26 protein-coding genes are annotated in these 25,972 nt (G+C 71.7%); 18 read left to right on the forward strand and 8 right to left on the reverse strand.

Going from position 1 to position 25,972, the window contains the following annotated elements; translation table 11 throughout:
• Positions 1–29: 29 nt before the first annotated feature.
• Both HCC61_RS12190 and HCC61_RS12195 read right to left on the reverse strand, forming a co-directional pair.
• A complete protein-coding gene (locus HCC61_RS12190) occupies positions 30–830 on the reverse strand; it encodes a DUF427 domain-containing protein (protein ID WP_169135405.1) in 801 nt (266 codons plus the stop codon).
• Positions 831–915: 85 nt separating this feature from the next.
• A complete protein-coding gene (locus HCC61_RS12195; protein ID WP_169135406.1) occupies positions 916–2,148 on the reverse strand; it encodes an acyl-CoA dehydrogenase family protein in 1,233 nt (410 codons plus the stop codon).
• A 154-nt stretch (positions 2,149–2,302) separates the two neighbouring features.
• Here HCC61_RS12195 and HCC61_RS12200 point away from each other — a divergent pair, with 154 nt between their 5' ends.
• From HCC61_RS12200 to HCC61_RS12225, 6 genes are all read left to right on the forward strand, one after another.
• The gene (locus HCC61_RS12200; protein ID WP_169135407.1) at positions 2,303–2,950 is read left to right on the forward strand and encodes a TetR family transcriptional regulator; all 648 of its coding nucleotides are present in this window, start codon (positions 2,303–2,305) and stop codon (positions 2,948–2,950) included.
• Positions 2,951–3,183: 233 nt separating this feature from the next.
• Positions 3,184–4,422, forward strand: coding sequence for a MurT ligase domain-containing protein (locus tag HCC61_RS12205; RefSeq protein ID WP_169135408.1), 1,239 nt, complete (start codon positions 3,184–3,186; stop codon positions 4,420–4,422).
• A 31-nt stretch (positions 4,423–4,453) separates the two neighbouring features.
• A complete protein-coding gene (locus HCC61_RS12210) occupies positions 4,454–5,182 on the forward strand; it encodes a glutamine amidotransferase (RefSeq protein ID WP_169135409.1) in 729 nt (242 codons plus the stop codon).
• A 141-nt stretch (positions 5,183–5,323) separates the two neighbouring features.
• Positions 5,324–6,274 (forward strand): cytochrome c oxidase assembly protein, encoded by a 951-nt coding sequence (locus HCC61_RS12215; protein ID WP_169135410.1) that lies wholly within the window; start codon positions 5,324–5,326, stop codon positions 6,272–6,274.
• A 109-nt stretch (positions 6,275–6,383) separates the two neighbouring features.
• Positions 6,384–6,542: a hypothetical protein gene (locus HCC61_RS12220; RefSeq protein WP_169135411.1), complete on the forward strand. Its 159-nt coding sequence runs from the start codon at positions 6,384–6,386 to the stop codon at positions 6,540–6,542.
• A gap of 89 nt (positions 6,543–6,631) precedes the next feature.
• The gene (locus HCC61_RS12225; RefSeq protein ID WP_169135412.1) at positions 6,632–7,366 is read left to right on the forward strand and encodes a lysophospholipid acyltransferase family protein; all 735 of its coding nucleotides are present in this window, start codon (positions 6,632–6,634) and stop codon (positions 7,364–7,366) included.
• A gap of 149 nt (positions 7,367–7,515) precedes the next feature.
• On the opposite strand, the gene HCC61_RS12230 is transcribed toward HCC61_RS12225, so the two are convergent.
• Positions 7,516–9,168 (reverse strand): alpha/beta hydrolase, encoded by a 1,653-nt coding sequence (locus HCC61_RS12230; RefSeq protein WP_169135413.1) that lies wholly within the window; start codon positions 9,166–9,168, stop codon positions 7,516–7,518.
• Positions 9,169–9,460: 292 nt separating this feature from the next.
• The gene (locus HCC61_RS12235; RefSeq protein WP_169135414.1) at positions 9,461–10,105 is read right to left on the reverse strand and encodes a TetR/AcrR family transcriptional regulator; all 645 of its coding nucleotides are present in this window, start codon (positions 10,103–10,105) and stop codon (positions 9,461–9,463) included.
• A gap of 110 nt (positions 10,106–10,215) precedes the next feature.
• On the opposite strand from HCC61_RS12235, the gene HCC61_RS12240 reads away from it, so the two are divergent.
• Positions 10,216–11,283, forward strand: coding sequence for an ABC transporter permease (locus HCC61_RS12240; RefSeq protein WP_169135415.1), 1,068 nt, complete (start codon positions 10,216–10,218; stop codon positions 11,281–11,283).
• Between the two features lie 263 nt (positions 11,284–11,546).
• A complete protein-coding gene (locus HCC61_RS12245) occupies positions 11,547–12,497 on the forward strand; it encodes a M28 family metallopeptidase (RefSeq protein ID WP_346777153.1) in 951 nt (316 codons plus the stop codon).
• A gap of 36 nt (positions 12,498–12,533) precedes the next feature.
• Here HCC61_RS12245 and HCC61_RS12250 read toward each other — a convergent pair whose 3' ends face one another.
• On the reverse strand, positions 12,534–12,836 hold the full coding sequence (locus HCC61_RS12250) for a type II toxin-antitoxin system Phd/YefM family antitoxin (RefSeq protein WP_169135416.1): 303 nt from the start codon (positions 12,834–12,836) through the stop codon (positions 12,534–12,536).
• 74 nt (positions 12,837–12,910) lie between these two features.
• On the opposite strand from HCC61_RS12250, the gene HCC61_RS12255 reads away from it, so the two are divergent.
• Entirely contained in the window at positions 12,911–13,555 is a 645-nt protein-coding gene (locus HCC61_RS12255) for an ATP-dependent Clp protease proteolytic subunit (RefSeq protein ID WP_169135417.1), read from the forward strand.
• A gap of 5 nt (positions 13,556–13,560) precedes the next feature.
• Positions 13,561–13,860 carry a hypothetical protein gene (locus HCC61_RS12260; protein WP_169135418.1) on the forward strand — a complete coding sequence of 100 codons (300 nt, stop codon included), beginning with the start codon at positions 13,561–13,563 and terminating at the stop codon, positions 13,858–13,860.
• A gap of 185 nt (positions 13,861–14,045) precedes the next feature.
• Here the strand turns inward: HCC61_RS12260 and HCC61_RS12265 are convergent, their stop codons facing one another.
• Positions 14,046–15,287 (reverse strand): 8-amino-7-oxononanoate synthase, encoded by a 1,242-nt coding sequence (locus HCC61_RS12265; RefSeq protein WP_169135419.1) that lies wholly within the window; start codon positions 15,285–15,287, stop codon positions 14,046–14,048.
• Between the two features lie 263 nt (positions 15,288–15,550).
• On the opposite strand from HCC61_RS12265, the gene bioB reads away from it, so the two are divergent.
• The 4 genes from bioB (at position 15,551) to HCC61_RS12285 (ending at position 19,726) form a co-directional block, all read left to right on the forward strand.
• Entirely contained in the window at positions 15,551–16,768 is a 1,218-nt protein-coding gene (gene bioB, locus HCC61_RS12270) for a biotin synthase BioB (RefSeq protein ID WP_169135420.1), read from the forward strand.
• Positions 16,761–18,110 carry an adenosylmethionine--8-amino-7-oxononanoate transaminase gene (locus tag HCC61_RS12275; RefSeq protein ID WP_169135421.1) on the forward strand — a complete coding sequence of 450 codons (1,350 nt, stop codon included), beginning with the start codon at positions 16,761–16,763 and terminating at the stop codon, positions 18,108–18,110. The genes bioB and HCC61_RS12275 overlap by 8 nt, the downstream gene beginning before the upstream one ends.
• Positions 18,111–18,114: 4 nt before the next feature.
• Positions 18,115–18,861, forward strand: a complete 747-nt coding sequence (gene bioD / locus HCC61_RS12280) for a dethiobiotin synthase (RefSeq protein WP_169135422.1) — start codon at positions 18,115–18,117, stop codon at positions 18,859–18,861.
• 187 nt (positions 18,862–19,048) lie between these two features.
• The gene (locus tag HCC61_RS12285; RefSeq protein ID WP_169135423.1) at positions 19,049–19,726 is read left to right on the forward strand and encodes a class I SAM-dependent methyltransferase; all 678 of its coding nucleotides are present in this window, start codon (positions 19,049–19,051) and stop codon (positions 19,724–19,726) included.
• Positions 19,727–19,833: 107 nt separating this feature from the next.
• Here the strand turns inward: HCC61_RS12285 and HCC61_RS12290 are convergent, their stop codons facing one another.
• Entirely contained in the window at positions 19,834–20,205 is a 372-nt protein-coding gene (locus HCC61_RS12290) for a fic family toxin-antitoxin system, toxin component (RefSeq protein WP_169135424.1), read from the reverse strand.
• Positions 20,202–20,447, reverse strand: a complete 246-nt coding sequence (locus tag HCC61_RS12295) for a toxin-antitoxin system HicB family antitoxin (protein WP_169135425.1) — start codon at positions 20,445–20,447, stop codon at positions 20,202–20,204. Before HCC61_RS12295 ends, HCC61_RS12290 begins: the two co-directional genes overlap by 4 nt.
• A 491-nt stretch (positions 20,448–20,938) precedes the next feature.
• On the opposite strand from HCC61_RS12295, the gene HCC61_RS12300 reads away from it, so the two are divergent.
• The 4 genes from HCC61_RS12300 to purB all read left to right on the forward strand — a co-directional run bounded on the left by HCC61_RS12300 (position 20,939) and on the right by purB (position 25,923).
• Complete coding sequence (locus HCC61_RS12300; protein ID WP_169135426.1) at positions 20,939–22,375, forward strand: hemolysin family protein; 1,437 nt, start codon at positions 20,939–20,941, stop codon at positions 22,373–22,375.
• Entirely contained in the window at positions 22,372–23,394 is a 1,023-nt protein-coding gene (locus HCC61_RS12305) for a hemolysin family protein (RefSeq protein WP_169135427.1), read from the forward strand. Before HCC61_RS12300 ends, HCC61_RS12305 begins: the two co-directional genes overlap by 4 nt.
• A gap of 120 nt (positions 23,395–23,514) precedes the next feature.
• Positions 23,515–24,459 carry an SGNH/GDSL hydrolase family protein gene (locus HCC61_RS12310; RefSeq protein ID WP_169135428.1) on the forward strand — a complete coding sequence of 315 codons (945 nt, stop codon included), beginning with the start codon at positions 23,515–23,517 and terminating at the stop codon, positions 24,457–24,459.
• Positions 24,460–24,492: 33 nt separating this feature from the next.
• Complete coding sequence (gene purB / locus HCC61_RS12315) at positions 24,493–25,923, forward strand: adenylosuccinate lyase (RefSeq protein ID WP_169135429.1); 1,431 nt, start codon at positions 24,493–24,495, stop codon at positions 25,921–25,923.
• Positions 25,924–25,972: the final 49 nt, after the last annotated feature.

The following is a 25,972-nucleotide window of genomic DNA, read 5'->3' on the forward strand; positions in this document are numbered from 1 at the left end:
GGCCCACGAGCTGCGCCTCTCCCGTGCGGTTACGACAGCTTGGTGCCGTCCACGACCGTCTCGACGCCGTCCGCGAGGAAGCACAGATATCCGGCGATCCGCGACGCCCCGTCCAGCGGCTGCTCGTAGCACCACGCCGCGTCCTCGATGACGCCGTCGTCCGTCGCCAGCGTCCGGTAGGAGGCCCGGCCCTTGTAGGGGCAGTGGGTGTGGGTGGCGCTGGGGCGCAGCAGCTCGGTGCGTACGTCCTGCGGCGGCAGGTAGAAGCGGTTGGGCAGCCCGGTCTCGGAGACGAGGTATGCGCGGCGGGTCTCGGCGATGTCCTCACCGCCCGCGCGGACCTGGACGTGGCGGCTGGTGGGCCGTACGTCGACGCGGTGGTACGGGTCGCGCACGTGCCCGGTGACCTCCTCGTCCTCATCGAACCAGGAGTCCATGGACGACCAGTACACGGCTACGTGTCCCTTGAGCCACTCCGTGCCGTCCACCGGGTCCGGGTAGCTCCAGACGGAGTTCTCCGCGAAGCGGTCGCCCGCACGCACGCTCCAGTAGCGGGCGTCGCCCTTGAAGGGGCAGTGGGTGCGGTGGCCGCTCTCCTCCAGCAGGTCCTCGCGGAGGTCGGCCCGTGGCACGTACAGCTGGGGCAGCAGGTTGGACTCGTGCAGCAGTTTCGCGGCGGTGGAGTCGAGCACGGTCTCGCTGCCCAGCAGGGCGCGTACGCGGCGGGGGAAGGGGTGCCACAAGAGCCTGTGCGCCGGGCCGTCGATCGTGTAGTTGACGGTCTCCGGCGGCCGGGACGCGAGCGGTCCGCCGCCGAGCGTGAGAGTCATGGGTCTGCGCCTCCGGATCGGCGTGACGATGCGTGCGGTTCCCACTGTCGCACCGCGAGCGCCACGCCGCGTCCGTCGCGGTGCCTCAGCGGATGGGCACGCCCGAGACCGTGCGGGCGATGACCAGGCGCTGGATCTCGCTGGTGCCCTCGAAGATCGTGTAGATCGCGGCGTCGCGGTGCATCCGCTCCACCGGGTACTCACGGGTGAAGCCGTTGCCACCGAGGATCTGCATGGCCTGCGCCGTGACGGCCTTGGCCGTCTCCCCCGCGTACAGCTTCGACATGGAGCCCTCGGCGGACTCGAAGGGCTTGCCCGACGCCGCCATCCACGACGCCCGCCACACCAGCAGCCGGGCCGCGTCGACGCGGGTGCGCATGTCGGCGAGCTGGAAGGCGACGCCCTGGTTGTCGATGATGGGGCGGCCGAACTGGACGCGGGTCTTGGCGTAGTCGAGGGCCACCTCGTATGCGGCGCGGGCGATGCCCACGGCCTGGGCGCCGACCGCCGGGCGGGAGGCCTCGAAGGTCGCCATGGCCGCGTTCTTCACCCTCTCCCCGCCCTTCTTGGCGCGCTCGTGGGCGCGGGCGAGGCGCTCGTCCAGCTTCTCCTTGCCGCCCAGCAGGCAGCTGCCCGGGACGCGTACGTCCTCGAGGACGACCTCGGCGGTGTGGGAGGCGCGGATGCCGTGCTTCTTGAACTTCTGGCCCTGGGAGAGGCCGGGGGTGCCGGGCGGCACGATGAACGAGGCGTGCCCCTTGGAGCCCAGCTCCGGGTCGACGACGGCGACGACGACGTGGATGTTGGCGATGCCGCCGTTGGTGGCCCAGGTCTTGGTGCCGTTCAGCACCCACTCGTCCTTGGCCTCGTCGTACACGGCGCGGGTGCGCATGGCCGCGACGTCGGAGCCGGCGTCGGGCTCGGAGGAGCAGAAGGCGGCGACCTGCACGTCGTCCGGGGTCCCGTACATCTGCGGGACCCAGGTGCCTATCTGCTCCTCGGTGCCGTTGGCCAGTACGCCGACGGCCGCCAGTCCGGTGCCGACGATGGACAGTGCGATCCCGGCGTCACCCCAGAAGAGCTCCTCCATCGTCATCGCGATGCCGAGCCCGGTGGGATCGAAGAACTGCTGCGCATAGAAGTCCAGCGAGTACAGGCCGATCTTCGCCGCCTCCTGGATCACGGGCCAGGGCGTCTCCTCGCGCTCGTCCCATTCGGCGGCGGCGGGGCGGATCACATCGGCCGCGAATCCGTGTATCCACTCACGGATCTCCTTCTGGTCCTCATTGAGATCGAGCGCGAATACGGAGTCGCTCATGACCGGTCCTTCCAGCAGCAGAGTTACCAATGGTAATGGCCAGTCTGTTACTGGTCGGTAATGGATGTCAACTCCTTCCCGCGCCCGGCTGCCCTGCTGCTCCGGGTGTTACGTTTCGCAGGGGTAGAGAGAAAGAAACGGGCGGGGAGGCGTCATGGAGACCACACAGCCTGCGGAGCACCGAAGCGCCGCCGAGCAGCGCCGCAAGGAGCTGCTGGAGGCCGCGGACCGAGTGGTGCTGCGTGACGGACCGGGCGCCTCGATGAACGCCATAGCCGCGGAGGCGGGGATAACCAAGCCCATCCTCTACCGCCACTTCGGCGACAAGGAAGGGCTCTACCGCGCGCTCGCCGTTCGCCATACGGACGCCCTGCTCAGCAATCTGAGAGAGGCGCTCGACGCCCCAGCGGAGCGGCGCCAGCGGGTCGAGGCCACGCTGGACACCTACCTCGCCGCGATCGAGATCAGGCCGCAGGTCTACCGCTTCCTCATGCACCCCTCCGAGGGCGGCTCGGGCAGCGATCGGGGCTTCGACGCCGGACAGCACTCCGCTCCCCTGCTGCGCCGCCTCGGCGACGAGCTGGGCAAGGTGATCGAGGAGCGCCTCGACCTGGGGCCCGGGGGCCAGGAGACGGCACGGATCTGGGGCCACGGCGTCGTCGGCATGGCATACGCCGCCGGCGACTGGTGGCTGCGTGAACGGCCTTGCCCGCGGGCAGAGTTGGTCAGACAGCTCGCCGATCTGCTGTGGGGCGGGCTGTCGCTCGCCGAGGACCGGCCCGGAGCCCCCGGACGGCTCTGAAGGCCGGGCGGGCACGGGCAGGCGACAGGACGGGCGACAAGGACAGGCGGCCCGCGTACGCACGCACACCACCGCCGACCTCCGCATACGCAGGATCAGCGCCGGATCCCCGGCCGGGCCGGACCGGGCCGTGTACACGGGGGCCGCAACTGCCGCGCGGGTGAGGCGGTTCGGGCACGGCGGCGGACCTCGGTAGGCTGCTCCCGGACCGAGGGGCAAGGAGGACCAGGACGATGGCAGGCAACCAGGAGCCGCTGTCTCCGCGGGCGAGGCTGGCCGTGACGGCGGGCAAGGCCGCGGCGGCGGTATCGCGGGCGGCGGGTCGCGGCAGCGGATCGGTGATCGGCGGCAAAGTCGCTCTCAGACTCGACCCCGATCTGCTGGCTCAGCTGGCCCATCACCTCGATGTGGTCCTGGTGTCCGCGACGAACGGGAAGACCACCACGACCCGTCTGATCGCCGAGGCGCTGCGCGCCAACGGCGGCGTCGTCTCCAACGCGCTGGGCGCGAACATGCCCGCCGGGATCACCTCGGCGCTGGCTGGCGGGTCGGAGGCGCGGTACGGCGTGATCGAGGTCGACGAGAAGTACCTCGACGCCGTCGCGCGCGATGTGACGCCCAAGGCGATCGCCCTGCTGAACCTCTCCCGTGACCAGCTCGACCGCGCCGCCGAGACGCGCATGCTGGCCGAGCGCTGGCGCGAGGCGCTCTCCGGCACGAAGGCCGTGGTCATCGCCAACGCCGACGACCCCCTCGTCGTATGGGCGGCCTCCTCCGCGCCGAACGTCGTGTGGGTGGCCGCCGGCCAGGAGTGGAAGGACGACGCGTGGTCCTGCCCCGCCTGCGGCGGTGTGATGCAGCGGCCCGACGACGACTGGTTCTGCGGTGAGTGCGGCTTCCGCCGGCCGACCCCGACCTGGGCCCTCTCCGGTGACGAGGTGCTGGATCCGCACGGCTCGGCGTGGCCCATCAAGCTTCAGCTGCCCGGCCGGGCCAACAAGGCCAACGCCACCACCTCGGCGGCCGTGGCGGCGGCGTTCGGCGTGCCTCCGCAGACGGCGCTGGAGCGCATGCACTCGGTGACCGCGGTCGCCGGACGCTACGACGTGGTGGACTACCTCGGGCGCGAGGTGCGCCTGCTGCTGGCGAAGAACCCGGCCGGGTGGCTGGAGACCTTCTCCCTCATCGACGCTCCGCCCGCTCCGGTCATCCTGTCCGTCAACGCACGCAGCGCCGACGGTACGGACACCTCGTGGCTGTGGGACGTGGACTACTCGCGTCTCGTGGGACATCCGATCTGCGTCATCGGCGACCGCAAGCTGGACCTGGCCGTACGCCTGGAGGTCGCAGGCGTGGGCTTCCAGGTCTGCGAGAGCGCGGCGGAAGCGGTCGCGGCGTGCCCTCCCGGGCGCATCGAGGCGATCGCGAACTACACGGCCTTCCAGGATCTGCGCCGCGTCGTCGGCAACTGAACCCAGCGACCCGCTCAAGGAGTTGGCGAGAATGAGTGACACGGGCCTGCGGGTGGTGTGGGTATACCCCGACCTGCTCAGCACCTACGGCGACCAGGGCAACGCACTGGTGGTGGAGCGCCGCGCGCAGCAGCGCGGGCTGGCGGTGCAGCGCACCGACATCCGCTCCGACGAGCAGGTGCCCACCTCCGCGGACATCTATCTCATCGGCGGCGGCGAGGACCGGCCGCAGCGGCTCGCCGCGGAGCGGCTGCTGCGCGACGGCGGGCTCAGGCGCGCCGTCGACAACGGGGCGATCATCTTCTCCGTGTGCGCCGGCTACCAGATCCTCGGCCGGGAGTTCGTCAACGACCTCGGCGAACCGCAGCAGGGCCTCGGGCTGCTGGACGTCGTCAGCACGCGCGGCGAGGCCGAGCGCTGCGTCGGCGACGTACTGGCCGACATCGACCCGAACCTGGGCCTGCCGGAGCTGACCGGCTTCGAGAACCACCAGGGCATCACGCACATCGGCCCCACCGCGAAGCCGCTCGCGCGGGTGCGGCTGGGCAAGGGCAACGGCACCGGCGACGGCACCGAAGGGGCGTGGAACGACACGGTCTTCGGTACGTACATGCACGGCCCGGTGCTGGCCCGCAACCCGCAGATCGCCGACCACCTCATCAAGCTGGCGCTGGATGTGAACGCGCTCCCGCCGGTCGACGACCAGTGGTACGACGCGCTGCGCAAGGAGCGGATCTCCGCGGCCGTCCAGCCCGCCTGACGCCTCCGCCCACTCGCCTCCGCCCACCCGTCTCCGCCCGCTCCCCCGGGGCCTGTCCGGCCGGCCGGGGGCCGCGGGCGGCGGCGCAAAGGCGGGGGAATACGCTTGTCGGGCAGAACGCCCCAAGTCAGGAGAGCAGGGATGGACCACGGCGGGCACGGCATGACGATGGATCTGCCGCCGTTCACACTCGGCCGCGGTCTGGAGTTCACCGGCGAGCCGTTCTTCCTGACGGGCTGTATTGCCGCTCTGGTGCTGTACGCGGCCGCCGTGGTGCGGCTGCGCCGCCGCGGCGACGCGTGGCCCCTGCCCCGTACGGTCGCGTGGGTGCTGGGTGTGCTGAGCGTCGCCGTGACGATGTGCACGGCGCTCAACGAGTACGGAATGGTGCTCTTCAGCGTCCACATGGTGCAGCACATGATCATCAGCATGCTCGCGCCGATCCTGCTGCTGCTCGGGGCGCCGGTGACGCTGACGCTGCGGGCGCTGCCGTCGGCCGGGCGCGGGCGCAAGGGGCCGCGGGAGCTGCTGGTGGGCCTGCTGCACAGCAGGGTCCTGCGCGTCCTCACCCACCCCGCGTTCACGATCCCGCTGTTCATCGCGAGTCTCTACGCGCTGTACTTCACGCCGATCTTCGACTTCCTGATGCGCTCGACGGCCGGGCACCTCGCGATGATGGTGCACTTCCTGCTGGTCGGGCTCGTCTTCTTCTGGCCGATCATGGGCGTCGACCCGGGCCCGCACCGGCCCGGCTATCTGATGCGGATGCTGGAGCTGTTCGCGGGGATGCCCTTCCACGCGTTCTTCGGGATCGCGCTGATGATGGGCTCGGAGCCGATGATCGCCACGTACGCGCATCCGTCGGCCTCCCTGGAGGTGACGGCGCTGTCGGACCAGACGGCCGCCGGCGGCATCGCCTGGGCGTTCAGCGAGATCCCGTCGGTGCTGGTGCTGCTCGCGCTGGTCTTCCAGTGGCACCGCTCGGAGGAGCGGGAGGCCAGGCGCCGCGACCGCATGGCCGACCGGGACGGCGACAAGGAGCTCGCGGCGTACAACGCCTATCTGGCCTCCCTCCAGGCACGTCAGCAGTGAATCCCGGGGCGTAGCGCCCGCGCCCGTGGGCGAGCGACCATGGGAGACGGACCCGGTCCTTTTTGTACGGGAATCCCCGTCGCCGGCCGGGTCGTGGGAGGAGGGTGTGATGCCTGGCTCTGCTAAGACCCTGACCGTCGTCACGGTCGGGGCGCTGGTGCTCGTGACGGCGTACACGGTGACGATGGGCAGCAGCGGATGGCTCTGGTTCGCCTGGGTCGTCCTGGTTCTGGTCACGGCGGGGGCCGCCACGGCACAGCGGAACTGAAGCCGTCTGCGGTGGGCCCCCTCCCCCGTCCCTGAGTCGGCGGGCTACCCTGCGATCTCACCGAACGCATGGGGGAAGGCCGTCATCGCGTGTTCTACAACTTGTTCAAGTACGTATTGCTGGGGCCCCTGTTGCGGCTGTACTTCCGTCCCCGGATCGAGGGGCTGGAGAACATCCCCGACGACGGGGCGGCCATCGTGGCCGGCAATCATCTCTCCGTCTCCGACCACTTTCTGATGCCGGCGATCCTCCGACGGCGCATCACTTTCCTGGCGAAGTCGGAGTACTTCACGGGGCCGGGCCTGAAGGGCCGTCTGACCGCGGCCTTCTTCCGCAGCGTCGGCCAGATCCCGGTCGACCGCTCGGGCAAGGGGGCCGGGCAGGCCGCCATCGATGAGGGTCTGGGGGTGCTGAGCAAGGGCGAGCTGCTGGGCATCTACCCCGAGGGCACCCGCTCCCACGACGGGCGGCTCTACAAGGGCAGGGTCGGTGTCGCGTCGATGGCGCTCCAGGCGGGTGTGAAGGTGATTCCGTGCGCGATGGTCGGCACCTTCGAACTCCAGCCGCCCGGGCGGAAGATGCCGCGGTTCGGGAAGGTGACGATCCGTTTCGGGGAGCCGCTGGACTTCTCCCGCTACTCCGGGATGGAGGGCGAGCGCACGGCGCTGCGGGCCGTCACCGACGAGATCATCCACGAGATCCTTCAGCTGTCCGGCCAGGAGTACGTCGACATGTACGCACCGGAGGCGAAGGCCCTACAGGCACAGGAGCGGCAGCAGGCGCGTGCGCGCGGGCCGAAGGACCAGGAGCGCAAGAGCAGTTGAACCCGGCGGGCGCCTGAGGTCCCGAGGGGCGGCGGGGCGGCTGGACCACGACACGGCGAGGGGGCGGACCGGAGACCGGCCGCCCCCTCGCCGTGCGGTGAGGACTCTTCGGTTCTCTTCTCCTCGGATCTCCTTCAGATCCCGCCGGGTCAGCGCGGGGCGCCCAGCCGTGCCGAGTTGGCCTTGGCCTCCGGCCCCGTCAGCCCGGAGACGATCTGCGGCACCGGCTTCGCGTGCGGCCCGCAGGTGACGTCCTTCCCGTCCACGGTGCCGTCGACCAGATAGGCGTCGATGCGCTTGTTGATGCAGGGGTTTCGCACGTTGGTGATGCCGTGCGATCCGGCGTCCCGCTCGGTGATCAGACGCGAGCCCTTGAGGCGCTTGTGCACTTCGAGCGCACCGCGGTACGGGGTGGCCGCGTCACGCTCGGACTGTGCGATCAGAACGGGCGGCAGCCCCTTGTCCGCACCGACCTCCACCGGCTCCCGCTGCTTCTCCGGCCAGGTGCCGCAGGGCAGGTTCAGCCAGGTGTTGGACCAGGTGAGGAACGGATACTTCTTGTGCAGGCGGGTGCTGTCCCGGTCCCACCTGTCCCAGGCGGACGGCCACTTGGCGTCGTTGCACTCGACGGCGGTGTAGACGGCGTTGCCGTTCTCCGACGCCTTGTTGCCGGCCTTGTCGGACATGTCGGGGCCGGCGGCGTCCACGAGTGCCTTCTCGTCGCCCTTGACGTAGGAGGACCAGGCCTTGGCGACCTCCGCCCACATCTGGTCGTAGTAGGGGGCGTTCTGGAAGAAGGCGAGCAGTTCGGCCGGGCCGACGACTCCGCCGAAGGGCTTCTTCTTGGCCTCGGCCCGCAGCTTCTCCCACTGCTTCTGCACCTTGGCGGCGCTGTCGCCGAGGCCGTAGGTGTCGTCGTGCTCGGCGACCCACTTCGTCCAGTCCTCCCAGCGGGTCTGGAAGGCGACGTCCTGGTCGAGGTTGTTCTTGTACCAGATCTGCTCGCGGGAGGGGTTGACGACGCTGTCCACGATCATGCGGCGCACATGCGTCGGGAAGAGGGTGCTGTAGACGGAGCCGATGTAGGTGCCGTAGGAGACGCCGAGGTAGTTCAGCTTCTTGTCGCCGAGGGCGGCACGGATGACGTCGAGGTCGCGTGCCGTGTTGGGCGTCGTCATGTGCGGGAGCAGACCGCCGCTGCGCTCCTTGCAGCCGTCGGCGTACTCCTTGGCCAGCTTGCGCTGGGCCGTCTTGTCCGCTTCGTCGTCGGGGACGGGGTCCGCCTTCGGCGCCTTCACGAACTCCTGGGGATCCATGCAGGAGATGGGCGAGGAGTGCCCGACGCCGCGGGGGTCGAAGCCGACGAAGTCGTAGGCCCTGGCCGTCTTGGTCCACAGGGGGTTGTCGCGGGTGATGCGCGTCGGGAAGGACAGGCCGGAGCCGCCCGGCCCGCCGGGGTTGTAGATCAGCGAGCCCTGGCGGTCCTTCTTTCCGCCGGTGCTCTTGGCACGGTCGACCGCGATCTTGATCTTCTGCCCGCCGGGGTCGGCGTAGTCGACCGGCACGGTGACGAACCCGCACTGGACGGGCTGTTCGAGGCCCCAGTCCTTGGGACAGTCCTTCCAGTCGACGCCTTCTTTGGCGGCGCGGGCAGCGGCGGCCGTCACGCCACGTGCCTCGGCACCGCCTCCGGATTCCGCGTGACCGCTGCCGGCGTCCGCGAACGCCGAAGGGACGGCGACGAGTCCGGCGGTGAGCGCCGTCGCGCCGACGGCGGCGATGCTTGCTTTGCGTATGTTCACGTGGGGTGCTCCCCCTTGGGGTGGCTGGCCGCTGGAGGCGGACCGTGATCCTTGATCACGGTCACCGTCGATCCTTACCTGCCCGTAGCATGCAGGGGACAGGGTGCGCCGATGATCTTTACCAAGTCGTGAATCTACCGGTACCGGCCGGTGCGCACCTCAGGAGCGGGTCCGTCCGGGGGTACGGCCAGGGGTACGACCGGGGGTACGACCGGGGGTAGGGGCCGTCCAGCGAGAACGCCCGGAGCCGCGGCAACGCGCAGGGTGGCGGCGGCAGTTGGAGCCGCGGGCATCACCCCGGATGCTCCTCCCCGCCCACCGCCGACGACGGAACGTTCATGGTGACCAGCGCCCGCAGGCCTTCCTGGAACCCGGCGGGGTCCATTCCGCCGAAGAGCGCCTGCTGTACGAAGTAGCCCTGGACGGTGCCGATGAGAGTGCGCGCGACATGGTCGGGGTCCGCCGCGGGATCCACCCAGCCGCGGGCCTGGTACGCCTCGACGAGCTGCACCCACTGGCCGCGCAGACCCTCGTATCCCTCGCTGAGGACCCGTGCCACGTCCGGATTGCGCAGCGTCTCCCCCCACACCTGCATCAGCAGCTGCGGCAGTGCGCGCTGGTCGTCGGAGTCGCCGAGCGACTTGCGCAGCCTGGAGAACACGGAGGCGAACAGCTCGTCCGGGGTGGGCGGCGGGTCGGCGGCGGCGACCGCGGCGTAGGACTCCCGGACGCTCTCCAGCGTCTCCGCGGCGACCGCGGCGACGATCTCCTCCTTGCTGCGGAAGTAGCGGTAGACCGCGCCGGCCGACAGACCGGCCTCCCTGAGCACGTCCTGCATGGACGTGGCGTGGAAGCCGTTGCGCGTGAAGCAGCGGCGTGCCCCGTCGAGGATCTGCCGCCGTCGGGCGTCGAGGTGCTCCTGGGAAACGCGGGCCATGGCGCCGGAGCTTAAAACGAACGTTCATTCTTGACAAGCGGGGACCGATGGCGGAACGGTGGGCCCGTAAAAACGAACGATCCTTCTCTTTAGATCGGGAGGGCCACCGCATGTCCGGTTCCCCGCGTCCCCGCCCGCCGGTTCCGCGCTTCCGCGCGTTCCTCGCCGCGCTGCTCCTCGCACCGCTGATCGTCTCGGTCGCCCTGTGGGCCTTCGCCTGGCCCGCAGCGCGTACGGCACCTCGCGAGCTGCCCGTGGGGATAGCGGGCCCGCCTGCCGCCGCCGCTCCGGTCGAGCAGCAACTCACCCGCCACGCCGGAGAGTTCGACGTCCACCGGTACGGCGACGAGACCGCCGCCCGCGAGGCCGTCGAACGGCGGGAGATCTACGGTGCGTTCGTGGTGCGGCCGGACGGACCCCACGTGCTGACGGCGAGCGCGGCGAGTCCCGTGGTCGCGCAGGCCCTCCAACAGGCCGCGGGCGGCGGGCACTCGGGCGGTGAGCACTCGGGGGGCGGGGCGGCGAACCCGCCGTCCGCGAACGGCGGCACGGCCCACTCCACCGATGTGGTCGCCGCACCCTCGGCCGATCCGCGTGGCGCAGCGCTGAGTTCGAGCGTGCTGCCGATGGCGATCGGCGGGGTGGTGGCCGGCGCGGTCGTCGTCACGCTCGGGCTGCGCGGCACCCGTGCCGTACTGGCGCTGCTGGGCGCCGCCGCGCTCGTGGGCGGGGCGGCCGCCGCGCTCACCCACAGCTGGCTGGGCGTGCTCACCGGGGACTGGTGGGCCGAGGCGGCCGCGTTCGGGCTGATGTCGCTCGCGGTGAGTGCGGGAGTGGCCGGGCTCGGCACGCTGGTGGGTCCCGCGGGGATCGGACTGGGGGCGATGGTGATGGTGATGTTCGGCAATCCCCTCTCAGGGGTCACATCGGCCCCGGAGATGCTGCCGCAGCCGCTCGGCGACATCGGCCAGTGGCTGCCGCCGGGGGCGGGGGCGACGCTGCTGCGGTCCGTGGGCTTCTTCGACGGCCGTGCCTCGGACTCGCCCGTACTGGTGCTGACCGTATGGGCGGTGGCCGGGCTGACGCTGGTGACGATCGGCGGGCTGCGGAAGCAGCCCGGGCCGGAGCCGGAGTCCGGCGGACGGCCGCAGCCGGCGGCACGGGTGCCGGCGGGCTGACAACGGGCGGGCCCCGCCGCCGAGTTCGCGCCACGGGGCCCCGACTGACGGCCGTGCACCGCCTGTTGTGGAGGGCGACGGCGGTGCACGGCTCCCTCGAGTGCCGGTACGGACCAACGCCCCGGATTCCGCCGCGACTCTCCGTATGTCGCAACCCCGCGTCCGGTAAACGCTCTTGACGCCGCAGGCTCCCCCGGACGATTCTCGTCAAGTCGCAAGACTCAGCAGTAACTTCGAAATCCCCCCACAGCATCGGAGTCCCTGTGATCCGCAAAGAGAAGCGCCGTACTCTCCTGGTCGCCTCCGCGAGCGCCGCGTTGGCGGCCTCTCTCATCGGTGCGGGCGCGGCCCAGGCGGCGAAGCCCGAAGCGGCCGCCGCCCCCGACATCTCCGTGGACAGCGTCCAGAAGGACCTCAAGGAGCTTCAGTCGGTCGCGGAGGCCAACGGCGGCAACCGCGCCCACGGTGAGCCCGGCTTCAAGGCCTCCATCGACTTCATCAAGAAGAAGCTCGACGCGGCCGGATTCAAGACCGAGGTCCAGGAGTTCGACCACGGCGGCAAGACCGGATACAACCTCATCGCCGACTGGCCCAAGGGCGGCTCGGCTGACGACACGGTCATGACCGGCTCCCACCTGGACTCGGTCGGCGACGGACCGGGCATCAACGACAACGGCTCGGGCTCGGCGGGCGTCCTCGAAGTGGCCCTCGCCGTCGCGAAGGAGAAGCTGGAGCCGTCGAAGCATCTGCGCTTCGCCTGGTGGGGCGCGGAGGAGGAAGGACTCGTCGGCTCGCAGAAGTACGTCGACAGCCTCTCCAAGGACGACGTGAAGAAGATCGGCACCTATCTGAACTTCGACATGATCGCCTCGCCCAACGCGGGCTACTTCGTCTACGACGACGACGCGGCCGTGCAGAAGGTCTTCAAGGACTACTACAAGTCCAAGGACATCACCACGGGCACCTCCCCCGAGGTCCAAGGGCGCAGCGACCACGCGTCGTTCAAGGACGCGGGCGTGACCGTCGGCGGCACCTTCACCGGCGCCGGCGAGACCATGACCGAGGAGCAGGCCAAGCAGTGGAAGGGCAAGGCCGGTGAGCCCTTCGACAGCTGCTACCACTCGGAGTGCGACGACATCTCGAACATCAACGAGAAGGCGCTCGACGTGAACAGCGACGCCATCGCGCACGCCGTGTGGGAGCTCAGCTCCTAGCGACGGTCCCCGGCCGCACCGCCACCAGCCGCGGCCTCAACTCTCCCGGCCCGGCCGCCTGTCACCGGCGGCCGGGCCGCGGTGCTGTGCGGCGATGCCGAAGCGCTGACGTTCGCCACCGGCGGACGGGACGTCGCGCACCGCCGAGACGGTGCTGATCACGCCCTCTTCTTCCGCGGCGTCCAGCTCTTGCAGCCTCTCCAGGTCAGCAGCCGATACGAGCGCCGCCAGCGGCTTGCCGTGCCGTGTGACGACCACGCGCTCACCGCCGTAGACGACGCGGTTGATCAAGTCGGCGAGGGCCGCGCGTGCTTGCGTCACCGGAATCTCGTACGTCATGCTCCCAGGATAACGTCATGTACGTCCTGTACATTTTTGACGTTCGAGCCCTCCGAGGGAGAAGAGGTGGCGTGATGCCCGACCGGCCGTCAGCCCGCTACGTACTGCCGGAGCTGACCGAGCGCACCAGCAGCGGCACCCGTACGCTCGACCCGTACTCCAAGCTCCTCGACGAGCGCATCGTCTTCCTGGGCACACCGATCGACGACACCGCGGCCAACGACGTGATGGCGCAGCTCATCCACCTCGAAGCGGCCGCACCCGACCAGGACATCTCCCTCTACATCAACTCCCCCGGCGGCTCGTTCACGGCGATGTCGGCGGTCTACGACACGATGCGCTACGTCAGCTGCGACATCGAGACGGTCTGCCTGGGGCAGGCCGCCTCCTCCGCCTCCGTGCTGCTGGCGGCCGGAACTCCCGGAAAACGCATGGCACTTCCGGGTGCGCGCATCGTCATCGAGCAGCCCGCGTTCGCCGAGCCCGTGGAGGGCCAGGCCGACGATCTGGCGATCCGGGCACGCGAACTGCTGCGCACCCGGGAGCTGCTGGAGGAGATGTACGTACGGCACACCGGGCAGTCGCCCGAGACGGTCCGCGCGGACCTGGAGCGGGAGAAGATCTTCGACGCCGAGGGCGCGGTGGCGTACGGGCTCGTCGACCGGCTGACCGCCGGCCGCAAGGGCGAGGCCGCGGGCCGTCCCGGTGCCCGGGGGTGAGCGGCGTGCTTCCTCCCGAGCTGCCGCCGCTGCCCGCGCTGACCCGTGCGGAGTGCCGGCTGGTCGACGCGTATCTGGATGTGCTCGATGTGCTGGGGCGCGTCAACCCCGCGCGGTGCGAGCACACTTACGGCGCGCTGCGTGCGGCGCAGGCCCTGGCGGGCAAGGCCGCGGAGCTGCGCGACGCGCTGGAGCTGATGCACGAGCGAGGGGAGAACGAACTGCACGCCGCGACGCTGGCGACCGCACTCCGCGTACTGGACGGAGAGCGGCGTTCCTCGCTGGTGACCGTGCCGCCCGGCTGAACTACTGAACTCGCGGGTGAGGGCCGGCGCTTGGCGGGTTCGGGGGATTCGGGCGGGCCCGGGGATTCGGCGGGTTCCGGCGATTCTGCGCGTGCGCGCTTCGATGCGTGAGCCGCTCCGGCATGCGGACCGTCCGGCCGCGGACCGTGCGGTGCGGGGTCGCGCGGCCGTTCGTCACCTGCGCTTCAGCGGGCGCCGGGCGGTGCGCTCCGGGCGATCGTACTGGCAGCCCACGCCAGTTGATCGTCATCGAGATCGGCGCGGACCGTGAGCCGCAGCCGCGAGACGCCGTCCGGCACCGACGGCGGCCGGAAGCAGCCCACCTGGAGCCCGGCGGCACGGCAGTCGGCGGCCCAGCGCACGGCCTCGTCCGGGGTGGGCGCCCGTACGGAGATCACGGCCGCGTCGGGGCGGCCGGAGCGCAGCCCCGACTCGGTGAACCGCTCATGGAGCAGGGCGGCGGCACCGCGCACGCGGCCGGAGCGCTCCGGCTCGCGCCGCATCACGCGCAGCGCGGCGAGGGCCGCCCCGGCGGCGGCGGGCGCGAGCCCCGTGTCGAAGATGAAGCTGCGCGCGGTGTCGACGAGATGGCCGATGACATGGGCCGGTCCGAGGACCGCTCCGCCCTGGCTGCCGAGGGACTTGGAGAGGGTGACGGTCGCGACGGTGCCGGGGGTGCCGGCGAGGCCCGCCGCGTGGAGTGCTCCGCGGCCCCCGTCGCCGAGTACGCCGAATCCGTGTGCGTCGTCGGCCACGAGTGCCGCTCCGTGCTCGCGGCAGACCGCGGCGAGTCCGGTCAGCGGTGCGGCGTCGCCGTCGACGGAGAAGACGGAGTCGGTGACGACGAGAGCGCGTCCGTGGTGTCCGTTGAGGACCTTGCGTACGGCGTCGGGGTCGGCGTGCGGGACGACGGCGGTCTCGGCGCGGGAGAGGCGGCAGCCGTCGATGAGGGACGCGTGGTTGCCCGCGTCGGAGACGAGGAGGCCGCCGCGGTCGGTGAGGGCGGTGAGCGCCGCGAGGTTGGCGGTGTAGCCGGAGGAGAAGACGAGCGCGGCCTCGAATCCGGTGAACTCGGCCAGCTCCGCCTCGAGTTCGGCGTGCAGGGCGGTGGAGCCGGTGACCAGCCGCGAGCCGGTGGAGCCTGCGCCCCAGCGGTGTGCGGCGTCGGCGGCGGCCGCGGTCACCTCGGGGTGGCGGGCCAGTCCCAGGTAGTCGTTGCCGGCCAGGTCGAGCAGCGGGGAGCTGTGGGTGCGGGGGCGCAGTTCACGTACGAGACCGGCACGCCGCCGGTCACGGCGGGCCTCGGCGGTCCAGGCGAACGGGTCGCTCGTGGCGGGGCCGTCGGCCGTTGCGGAGTGCGGGGCCCGGGGGTCCGGGCCATGGATCTCCGACGAGCCGTCGGCGACGGCGCGGGGCTCATCGGGCATGGGTGGTCCTTTCGCGTGCTGTACGTCTCGGGGCTCCGCGCCACGGTCCGCATCGGAAGCCGCGCGCGGGCCCGTGCCGGCCCGTCCCGGAGCCTGTGCCGGTCCGCCGGAAACGGAGGCCGAGTTTGCGCTTTTGTCGGCAGTCCATAGACCGTAGCCCCTCGGCCGCGGGGTCGTGGTGTGGCGATACACACACCGTCCGCGGGCGGTGTTGTGAGTTCTCTCCTTGGCCTTGAGCGGGGGAATCGGCAAGGATCGCCGTCATGGAGCTGCTGAAGACGCTGGTGGACAAGGGCCTGCGCGCGGAGTCGCCGACACGTGACGAGGCCCGCGCCGTTTTGGAGACCTCCGACGACGAACTGCTCGAAGTGGTGGCCGCCGCCGGGAAGGTGCGCCGCCGCTGGTTCGGGCGGAGGGTGAAGCTGAACTATCTCGTCAACCTCAAGTCGGGGCTGTGCCCCGAGGATTGCTCGTACTGTTCGCAGCGGCTCGGTTCGAAGGCCGAGATCCTCAAGTACACGTGGCTGAAGACGGACGAGGCCGCCGACGCCGCCGAGGCGGGACTCAAGGGCGGCGCGAAGCGGGTCTGCCTGGTGGCCAGCGGCCGCGGCCCGACCGACCGCGACATCGACCGCGTCTCGCGGACCATCTCCGCCATCAAGGAGCAGCACGAGGGCGTCGAGGTGTGCGCCTGCCTCGGGCTGCTCACCGAGGGGCAGGCCGACCGGCTGCGCGAGGCGGGTGCCGACGCCTACAACCACAACCTCAACACCTCCGAGGCGACGTACGGCGACATCTGCACCACCCACGACTTCTCCGACCGGCAGGAGACGGTGCGTCAGGCGCAGGGCGCCGGCCTGTCCGCCTGTTCGGGGCTGATCGCGGGCATGGGCGAGAGCGACGAAGACCTCGTCGACGTGGTCTTCGCGCTCCGCGAGCTGGACCCGGACTCGGTCCCCGTCAACTTCCTGATCCCGTTCGAGGGGACGCCCCTGTCGGGGCAGTGGAATCTGACGCCGCAGCGGGCGCTGCGCATCCTCGCGATGGTCAGGTTCGTACATCCCGACGTGGAGGTGCGGCTGGCGGCGGGACGCGAGGTGCACCTGCGGTCGCTGCAACCGCTCGCGCTGCACCTGGCCAACTCCGTCTTCCTGGGCGACTACCTCACCAGCGAGGGGCAGGCCGGCCAGTCCGACCTGGACATGATCGCGGACGCCGGCTTCGAGGTGGAGGGCGCGGACACCACGACCCTGCCCGCTCACCGCAGGCAGCTGGACGGGCAGAGCGGCCAGCTGGAGAGCGACGGCTCCGAGGGGCCGGACGCAGGGGCGGACCGGGCGCACCCGGAGGGCCCGGAGGATCTGGAGGACCTGAAGGATCTGGAGCGGCCCGTGCACAGCGAGCGCCCCGGCATCCGCGCCGAAGAGCTGGTCGCCGTACGCCGGCGGGGGGCCGGCACCGCCCTGCCGCCCAATGCCTGACAGCGCCGCAGACTCAGTGGCCCCTGCCGCTCCCGGCCCCCGACTCCCCCTGGATCCGGGCGAGTTGCTCGACCTGGACCGGCGGCACGTATGGCATCCGTACGGTCCGATGCCCGGCCGCGGTGCGCCGCTCGTCGTCGAGTCGGCCGCCGGGGTGCGGCTGCGGCTGGCGGAGGAGTTCTGCGGGCGGCGGGAGCTAGTGGACGGGATGTCGTCGTGGTGGTCGGCCGTGCACGGCTACAACCACCCCGTGCTCAACGAGGCGGCACGCGCCCAGCTGGAGCGGATGAGCCACGTGATGTTCGGCGGGCTGACGCACGAGCCCGCGGTACGGCTGGCGAAGCGGCTCGTGGACATCACCCCCGATGGCCTGGAGCACGTCTTCCTCGCCGACTCGGGATCGGTCTCGGTCGAGGTCGCCGTCAAGATGTGCCTCCAGCACTGGCGTTCACTCGGGCAGGGCGAGAAGCGGCGGCTGATGACGTGGCGCGGCGGATACCACGGCGACACATGGCAGCCGATGTCGGTGTGCGACCCCGAGGGCGGCATGCACGAGCTGTGGTCGGGGGTGCTGCCGCGTCAGGTGTTCGCGGACGCGCCCCCGTCGGGCTTCGACGCTCCGCCCGACGAGACCTACATACGGCACCTGCACGAGACGGTCGCCCGGCACGCCGGCGAGCTGGCGGCGGTGGTCGTCGAGCCCGTCGTGCAGGGCGCGGGCGGTATGCGCTTCCACTCCCCCGCGTATGTACGGGCACTGCGCGAGGCGTGCGACGAGCACGGCGTGCTGCTGGTGTTCGACGAGATCGCCACCGGATTCGGCCGTACCGGCGCCCTGTTCGCGGCCGGGCACGCCGGCGTCACACCGGATGTGATGTGCGTGGGCAAGGCGCTGACCGGCGGCTATCTCACGCTGGCCGCCGCCTTGTGCACACCACGCGTGGCGGAGGGGATCTCACGCGGCGAGGTGCCGGTGCTCGCGCACGGGCCGACCTTCATGGGCAACCCCCTCGCCACCGCGGTCGCCGACGCCTCCGTCGGTCTGCTGCTGGACGGGGACTGGCAGGGCGAGGTGCGCCGCATCGAGGCGGGCCTGCGGGCGGGGCTCGCGGGTGCCGAGGAGCTGCCGGGCGTCACGGAGGCAAGGGTGCTGGGAGCGATCGGGGTCCTCCAGCTCGATCACGAGGTGGACGTCGCGGCGGCGACACGGGCGGCGGCGCGTGCCGGTGTGTGGCTGCGGCCGTTCCGCGACATGGTCTACGCGATGCCTCCGTACGTCACCGGAGACGAGGACGTGGCCACGATCTGTGCGGCGATGCGCGCCGCGGCGACGGAGGGCTGAGGCGGTGCGGGGAATCGTGGTGGTCACCGGTACGGGAACCGAGGTCGGCAAGACCGTCGTCACGGCGGCGCTGGCGGCGGCGGCCCTGGCGCGCGGACGTTCGGTGGCGGTGCTCAAGCCCGCGCAGACGGGCGTGGCCCCCGGGGAGGCGGGCGACGCGGAACGGGTGCTGGAGCTGGCCGGCGAGGGAGTCACCATCGCCGAACTGGCCCGCTATCCCGAGCCGTTGGCGCCCGCCACGGCCGCCCGGCGGGCCGGTCTTCCGCCGGTGGGTCCCGAGCGGATCGCCGCGGAGGCCCGTCGTCTGGCGGTCAGTCATGACCTGGTGCTGATCGAGGGCGCGGGCGGGCTGCTCGTACGGTACGACGAGGAGGGCTCGACACTGGCGGACGCGGCACGGCTGCTGGAGGCGGAGACCGTCGTGGTTGCCGCCGCCGGTCTGGGCACGCTCAACGCCACGGCCCTGACGACGGAGGCACTGCGCGCACGCGGACTGCGCACCAGGGGCGTCGTGATCGGCAGCTTCCCGGCGGATCCGGATCTCGCGACGCGCTGCAATCTGGAGGACCTGCCCGAGGCCGCCGGGTGCGCGCTGCTGGGGGTGCTGCCGGCCGGGGCGGGAGCGATGGAGCCCGCCGACTTCCGTGCGGCGGCGGCGAGTTGGCTCGCGGGCGCACTCGGCGGCAGCGCGCCGGAGGGCGACGGGGCGGCAGGACGGCGGATGGCCGGGCTGAGCAACCGGAGCGCGTGACGCGTCCGGCACATCCGGCACATCCGTCGAAGGGCCTCCGGCAGGCCCCCGCACGACCGGCACAACTCCCGAGCCCCGCTCGTCGCACACCGACGGACGCCCTCTGCCCTGCCGCCCCTCGGGCGGGCACAATCGGGGCAGGCCGCCCGCCGCCATGCACGGCAGGCATGGAGGAGAGGAACCGGTCATGCCCGTACCTGCCGCGAATCCGGCGCATGGAAGACCCGTACGCCACCCCGTGTTCGCGCGCTTCTACGAGCGGCTGAGCGAGGCGGCCGACGTGCAGTCCGGTGTGCGCGCACACCGCGGGGAGCTGCTCGCGGGGCTCGGAGGCCGGGTGATCGAGGTCGGCGCGGGCAACGGCCTCAACTTCGCGCGCTACCCGGCGGAGGTCTCCCGCGTGACCGCCGTCGAACCCGAACCCCGGCTGCGCGCGTCGGCCGTGCGGGCGGCCCGTGCCGCCGCGGTGCGCGTGCCGGTCAGTGTCGTCGCGGGCCGGGCGGAGGCCCTGCCGGTCGGCGACGCCACGTGCGACGCCGCGGTCTGCTCACTGGTGCTGTGCTCGCTGCCCGACGTCCAGAAGGCGCTGACCGAGGTGCTGCGGGTGCTGCGGCCCGGCGGCGAGCTGCGCTTCTACGAGCACGGGCGCGCCCAGGAGCGGCCCGGCATGGTGCGGTTCCAGCGTGCGCTGGACGCCACGGTGGGGCCCTTCCTCTTCGGCGGCTGCCACTCGGGACGGGATCCGGTCGGCGAGATCGGGGCCGCCGGTTTCACCGACATCTCGTTCCGCAGGGTCGTCGTGCCGCAGGACGGGCCGGTCTTCCCGGCGTCGTTCCATGTGCTGGGCGGTGCACGGCGCCCCTGAGACCGGCGGTGCGGCCGTATCCGTGGCGTGCGAGGCCGGTGCCGTGCGGAGCCGGTGGCGGTGTGGTGCCTGTGCCGGTGTTGGTGCCGGTGCCGTCTGCCTCGAACTCACCGCGTCCAGTTGCGGAGTTCGAGGGCGATGTCGCGTACGCCCGCGGAGCCGTCCTTCACCAGCCAGGCCAGATCGCGGATCTTCTCCGGTGACGTGCTGACGCGCAGCCCGCTGGCCACCAGGTAGCCGTAGGCGACAGCCGACGCGAAGAGCGCGTTGCCACGCTCCAACGCCGGGACGTGCAGCAGCAGTTGGAGCAGCGCCGCGGCCCGGTCGTGGGGCTCCGCATAGACGGGACGGTCGAATATGGCCGCTTCGTGCCTGCTGACGGCGGCGACGAGCGCGCCGTAGTCGGTGACGAGCGGGTCGCCCGGCGCCTTCGCTTCCGCGACCATGAGCAGCCAGGCGAGGTCGATACGGAGAGTCACGTACGCGGACGGCCCTCGCTCTCGCGCCGTCCCGGCTCGGGGAACTCCTCCGCGAACACCGACTCGTAGCTCTTCATGAACTCCGACGCCGCTTCGACGAAGGTCTGCCCCGCTTCGCCGGCGTCCCGCTCGACCAGTTCCTCGATGTACCGGTTCATGCTCACCCCCCGCTCGAGGGCGCGCTCACGCGCCGTCTGTGCGGTCGCCTCGTCCACGCGGACGTTCAGCTGAGTCTTCGACACTCCTCCAAGCTAGCACCGGTCCGCTAGCACCCGCCAGGCCGCGTGCGTGAAGGCCGCCGCTCGCCCTGGCGGTACGGCGGGCCAGGCAGCCGGGCGCCGGGCGCGAAGCGCCAGCCCGGAGCGCATATGAGCGGCCGGGCCGGGGAACTCGCCGTGGCTACTGTCCGTCTACGATGAACGACGCCGTCACGTCCGAACCTCTGTCCGCTGACGTCCGGCGCCCCACAGACCTCCGGGGCAGCCCTCTACGAAAGGTGTGAGAGCCCGCCCATGGGCGACCCTCCCAACAGCGCGCCCCGTCGTGACCGGAGCGGCGTGACCGCCGGGCGCCGCCGACGGCCTCGTAACGCGGCGTTCGCCGGCCCGCCCCTCCTGCCGCCTCCCGGTCCCCTCCGGATGCCGCTCTCCCCTGAATTCCCGGCGCGGGTCTTCCGGGCGCGGGTCTTCCCCGGGCACTGCGCGGCAGCACCGTCGGCAGCGGAGGCGTCCCGGTGACCGAGGTGCTCTTCCTCCTCGTGGCGCTGCTGCTCGCCGTGGCCTGCGGTGCCTTCGTCGCCGCCGAGTTCTCGCTGACGACGGTCGAGCGCGCGGACCTGGAACGCGCGGTGCAGCGCGGCGAACGGGGCGCGCGCAGCGCCATGGAAGCGGTGCGGTCGCTGACCTTCCAGCTCTCCGGGGCGCAGCTCGGGATCACCGTCACCAACCTGGTCGTCGGCATGCTCGCCGAGCCCTCGGTCGCCAAGCTGATCGCGGGCCCGCTACGGGCCGTGGGGGTACCCGCACCCACGGCGCCCTCCGCGGCCCTGGTCCTCGGCACCGCGCTCTCCACTCTCGTACTGATGGTGATCGGCGAGCTCGTGCCGAAGAACTGGGCGATCTCGCGTCCGCTGCCCATCGCGAAGGCGGTCGCCACACCGCAGCGCGTCTTCTCCACGCTCTTCCGGCCTCTGATCCGGCATCTCAACAACACCGCGAACCGGATCCTGCACATGCTGGGGCTCGAACCCACCGAGGAGCTGGCCTCCGCGCGCTCCCCGCGGGAGCTGATCGCGCTCGCCCGCCACTCGGCGAAGGCGGGCGCGCTGGAGGCGGACACCGCCGATCTGTTCGTACGGACGCTGCACCTGGCGGAGTTGACCGCCGAGAACGTGATGACTCCCCGCGTACAGGTCACGTCCCTGGACGTGCAGGCGAACGCGGAGGACGTCGCCAACGCCACCCGCGCCACGGGCCTCTCCCGCTTCCCGGTGGTCCGCGGCGGCCTTGACACGGTCGTCGGAATCGTGCGGATCAAGGACGTGCTGGCGGTGCCCGCCGAGGAACGTCCGCGCCGCCCCGTGACGGAGCTGATGGGCGAGCCGGTGCTCGTACCGGAGTCGCTGGCCGTGGACCGGCTGCTGGACCGGATGCCGGGCGGGGAGCGCAGCATCGCGGTCGTCATCGACGAGTACGGCGGCACGGCGGGCGTGGTCACCCTCGAGGACATCATCGAGGAGGTCGTGGGCGAGGTCCGCGACGAGCACGATCCCCAGGAGCCCCCGGACCTGGCCCCCGCGGGTCACGACCCGGACGGGCGGCGCGTCTTCGACGCGGACGGCGCCGCCCGCACCGACCAGCTGGAGGCCATCGGCATGCACGCCCCGGAGGGGCCGTACGAGACGCTCGCGGGGCTCGTCGCCACGGAGCTCGGGCGGATTCCGGAGCGGGGCGACGCCCTGGACGTGGCGGGCTGGCACATCGAGGTCGTCGACGCCCACGGACGCCGCGCCGCACGCGCGCAGCTGACCGCTCCCCCGGAGTCCGACGGCGAGGACCGTACCGACGGGGCGAACGGGACGGCCGGAGGGAACGGCACCGCCGCCCCACAGCACGGGACCGTGCAGCACGGGGCCGTGCGGCACGGGAGCGCCGGGGAGGGCGGGCGATGACCGCGATACAGCTGTTCATCGGGTTGCTGACGCTGGTCGCCAACGCGTTCTTCGTCGGCGCCGAGTTCGCGCTGATCTCCGTACGCCGCGCCCAGATCGAGCCGCGCGCCGAGGAGGGCGACCGGCGGGCACGCAGCGTGATCTGGGGGCTGGAGAACGTCTCCGCGCTGCTGGCCGCCGCCCAGCTGGGCATCACCCTGTGCACGCTGGTGCTCGGTGTCGTCGCCGAGCCCGCGATCGAGCACCTGCTGGAGCCGCTCTTCCACCTGGCGGGCGTCGGCGACGGGGTGGCCCGCATCGTCTCCTTCGTCATCGCGCTCACGGTGGCGACGTACGCACACATGCTGCTGGGCGAGATGGTCCCGAAGAACATCGCGCTGGCCGGACCGGAGCGTGCGGCGCTGGCGCTCGGCCCGCCGCTCGTCGCCCTCTCCCGCGCCCTGCGGCCGGTGATCTTCATGGTGAACGCCTTCGCCAACAGCCTGCTGAAGCTGCTGCGCGTGGAGCCCAAGGGCGAGGTCGAATCGACCTTCTCCGACGACGAACTGGCCCAGATGGTCGCCGACTCCAGTGAGGCGGGGCTCCTCGACGACCGTTCCACCGAGCGGCTGCGCGACGCCCTCGAACTCGGCCGCCGTCCGGTCGGGCGGATCGCCAAACCCACCGAGGCCGTCGTCGCCGCCCGGCTCGGGGTGACGCCGGAGGAGCTGGAGCAGCTGTCGGCCAGTTCGGGGTTCTCCCGCTTCCCCGTGGTCGACAGCAAGGGACGCGCGCTGGGCTATCTGCACGTCAAGGACGCGCTGGACGCCCTCCCCCGCGACGCCGCGTTCCCGGCGACGGCGATGCGGCCGATCGCGCGCGTGCGTGCGTCGATGCCGCTGGACGACGTGCTGGGGGCGATGCGTACGAGCAGCACGCATCTCGCGGCGGTGATGGACGACGACGGCCGTACGGCGGGCGTGGTCACGATGGAGGACGTGCTGCGCGAACTGGTCCACCGCAGGCCGGAGGACGAGTGAGCCGCCGGCTGTGAACGGCTCCGGGCGCGGCCGACGGGAAGCACGCCTCAGCAAGCACGGCTCAGCGCGGAGGAAGGCCACCGGAAAGTCGCCCGGGGCAACCGGATACGATGAGCGGCCGTGAGCAGCACGCAGGACTCCCGACCGGCCACCGGCCCGGCAGGCTCGACCGGAGCCGCCGAATCCGCCAAGAGCGCGGGGACCCCCGAGAACGCAGGGCCCCAACAGCCTCCCGCCGTCCGCAGTTTCGTCGCCCTCGGCGACTCCTTCACCGAAGGCATGTCGGACCGACTCCCCGACGGCAGCTACCGCGGTTGGGCCGATTTGCTAGCCGCGCGCCTCGCCGCACAGCCGGTCCCGCATGCGGAAGGCACAGGCGAGCCGGACCCCGGCAGTACCGACCGGCCGGATCCCGGCGGGGGCTTCCGCTACGCGAACCTCGCCGTACGCGGCAAGCTCATCGCGCAGATCGCAGCCGACCAGGTCGACGCCGCCGCCGCGATGAACGCCGATCTCGTCACCCTCGTCGGCGGGCTGAACGACACCCTGCGTCCCCGCTGCGACATGGGCAGGGTCCTCGGCGTGCTGGAGGAGTGCGTGGAGAAGCTGGCGCCCAGCTGCGGCCGGCTGGTGCTGATGCGCAGCCCGGGACGCAACGGCCCGGTGCTGGAGCGCTACCGGGGCCGCATGGAGCGGCTGTTCGGCTTCATAGACGAGCTGGCTGAGCGGCACGGAGCACTCGTGGTCGACCTCTACGCCGCTCCGTCGCTGGCCGATCCCCGCATGTGGGCCGACGACCGGCTGCACCTGACGGACGAGGGCCACCAGCGGGTCGCCGAGGCGGTGTGGCAGGGGCTCGGCCACCCCGCCGCCTCCGACTGGCGGGCTCCCCTGGCGCCTTCTCCGCTCCCGTCGTGGCCCGCCCGCCGCCGGGCCGATCTGCGCTTCGTACGGCAGCATCTGGCGCCGTGGGTCGGGCGGCGGCTGACGGGACGTTCCAGCGGTGACGGGCGCACGCCGAAGCGTCCGGAGCTGACCCCGCTGGCCTGCGAGAACTCCCCGTAGAGGCCGGGACGCGACCCCGTAGAATCGGGCGGTGTGACTGACAAGCCCCGCATTCCCGACGTCCTCGCCTCGCGTTACGCCTCACCCCAGCTGGCCCGTCTGTGGTCCCCGGAAGAGAAGGTGGTGCTGGAGCGGCGGCTGTGGCTCGCGGTGCTGCGCGCCCAACGAGACCTCGGTGTCGATGTGCCCGAGCAGGCGGTCGCCGACTACGAGCGGGTGGCCGGGGACGTCGACCTGGCCTCCATCGCGGAACGGGAGAGGGTCACCCGGCACGATGTGAAGGCCCGCATCGAGGAGTTCAACGCGCTGGCCGGGCACGAGCACGTGCACAAGGGCATGACCTCGCGTGATCTGACGGAGAACGTCGAGCAGTTGCAGATCCGGCTCTCGCTGGAGGCGGCCCGCGACCGCACCGTCGCCCTGCTGGCGCGTCTGGCCCGGCTGGCCGGTGAGCACGCCGGGCTGGTGGTCACCGGGCGTTCGCACAACGTGGCGGCACAGGCCACCACCCTCGGCAAGCGCTTCGCCACGGCGGCCGACGAACTCCTCGTCGCCTACGAGCGGTTGACACAGCTCCTGGCGCGCTATCCGCTGCGCGGCATCAAGGGCCCGGTCGGCACCTCGCAGGACATGCTCGACCTGCTCGGCGGCGACGAGGACAAGCTGGACGAGCTGGAGCGCAGGGTCGCCTCCCATCTCGGCTTCGCCCACTCCTTCACCTCGGTGGGCCAGGTCTATCCGCGCTCCCTCGACCACGACGCGGTCGGCTCGCTGGTCCAACTGGCCGCCGCGCCCTCGTCGCTGGCGAAGACGATCCGGCTCATGGCCGGGCAGGAGCTGGTGACCGAGGGGTTCAAGGAGGGGCAGGTCGGTTCCTCCGCGATGCCGCACAAGATGAACACCCGCTCCTGCGAGCGCGTCAACGGGCTGATGGTCGTGCTGCGCGGATACGCCTCGATGACGGGCGAACTCGCCGGCGACCAGTGGAACGAGGGCGATGTGTCGTGCTCCGTCGTGCGGCGGGTGGCGCTGCCCGACGCCTTCTTCGCCTTCGACGGGCTGATGGAGACCGTACTCACGGTGCTTGAGGAGTTCGGCACGTTCCCGGCCGTGGTGGAGCGCGAGCTGGACCGCTACCTTCCGTTCCTCGCCACCACGAAGGTGCTCATGGCGTCGGTACGGGGCGGAGTCGGCCGGGAGGCCGCGCACGAGGCCATCAAGGAGCACGCCGTCGCCTCCGCGCTGGCGCTGCGTGCGGGCGCCGAGCGCAACGAGCTGCTGGAACGGCTGGCCTCCGACGAGCGGATCCCGCTCGGCCAGGCGGAGTTGACGGCCCTCATGGACGACAGGCTCGCCTTCACCGGCGCCGCCGCCCGCCAGACCGGCGCGGTGATCGCCCGTATCGAGGAGATCACGAAGGAGCACCCCGAGGCCGCCGCTTACGTTCCGGAGGCGATCCTCTGACACGGCGCGCGCCCCACCCGCCCCGTTCGCTCCGCCGGGAGGTGCCTGC

Origin of the sequence: Streptomyces sp. HNM0575 (assembly GCF_012726265.1) — a bacterium.
Lineage (GTDB): Bacteria > Actinomycetota > Actinomycetes > Streptomycetales > Streptomycetaceae > Streptomyces.

What these genes read in the sequence shown, in the direction of transcription:
- HCC61_RS12190 (WP_169135405.1), bottom strand. Translation starts at nt 830, where the DNA reads ATGACTCTCACGCTCGGCGGCGGACCGCTCGCGTCCCGGCCGCCGGAG.
- HCC61_RS12195 (WP_169135406.1), bottom strand. Translation starts at nt 2,148, where the DNA reads ATGAGCGACTCCGTATTCGCGCTCGATCTCAATGAGGACCAGAAGGAG.
- HCC61_RS12200 (WP_169135407.1), top strand. Translation starts at nt 2,303, where the DNA reads ATGGAGACCACACAGCCTGCGGAGCACCGAAGCGCCGCCGAGCAGCGC.
- HCC61_RS12205 (WP_169135408.1), top strand. Translation starts at nt 3,184, where the DNA reads ATGGCAGGCAACCAGGAGCCGCTGTCTCCGCGGGCGAGGCTGGCCGTG.
- HCC61_RS12210 (WP_169135409.1), top strand. Translation starts at nt 4,454, where the DNA reads ATGAGTGACACGGGCCTGCGGGTGGTGTGGGTATACCCCGACCTGCTC.
- HCC61_RS12215 (WP_169135410.1), top strand. Translation starts at nt 5,324, where the DNA reads ATGGACCACGGCGGGCACGGCATGACGATGGATCTGCCGCCGTTCACA.
- HCC61_RS12220 (WP_169135411.1), top strand. Translation starts at nt 6,384, where the DNA reads ATGCCTGGCTCTGCTAAGACCCTGACCGTCGTCACGGTCGGGGCGCTG.
- HCC61_RS12235 (WP_169135414.1), bottom strand. Translation starts at nt 10,105, where the DNA reads ATGGCCCGCGTTTCCCAGGAGCACCTCGACGCCCGACGGCGGCAGATC.
- HCC61_RS12240 (WP_169135415.1), top strand. Translation starts at nt 10,216, where the DNA reads ATGTCCGGTTCCCCGCGTCCCCGCCCGCCGGTTCCGCGCTTCCGCGCG.
- HCC61_RS12250 (WP_169135416.1), bottom strand. Translation starts at nt 12,836, where the DNA reads ATGACGTACGAGATTCCGGTGACGCAAGCACGCGCGGCCCTCGCCGAC.
- HCC61_RS12255 (WP_169135417.1), top strand. Translation starts at nt 12,911, where the DNA reads ATGCCCGACCGGCCGTCAGCCCGCTACGTACTGCCGGAGCTGACCGAG.
- HCC61_RS12265 (WP_169135419.1), bottom strand. Translation starts at nt 15,287, where the DNA reads ATGCCCGATGAGCCCCGCGCCGTCGCCGACGGCTCGTCGGAGATCCAT.
- bioB (WP_169135420.1), top strand. Translation starts at nt 15,551, where the DNA reads ATGGAGCTGCTGAAGACGCTGGTGGACAAGGGCCTGCGCGCGGAGTCG.
- HCC61_RS12275 (WP_169135421.1), top strand. Translation starts at nt 16,761, where the DNA reads ATGCCTGACAGCGCCGCAGACTCAGTGGCCCCTGCCGCTCCCGGCCCC.
- HCC61_RS12285 (WP_169135423.1), top strand. Translation starts at nt 19,049, where the DNA reads ATGCCCGTACCTGCCGCGAATCCGGCGCATGGAAGACCCGTACGCCAC.
- HCC61_RS12305 (WP_169135427.1), top strand. Translation starts at nt 22,372, where the DNA reads ATGACCGCGATACAGCTGTTCATCGGGTTGCTGACGCTGGTCGCCAAC.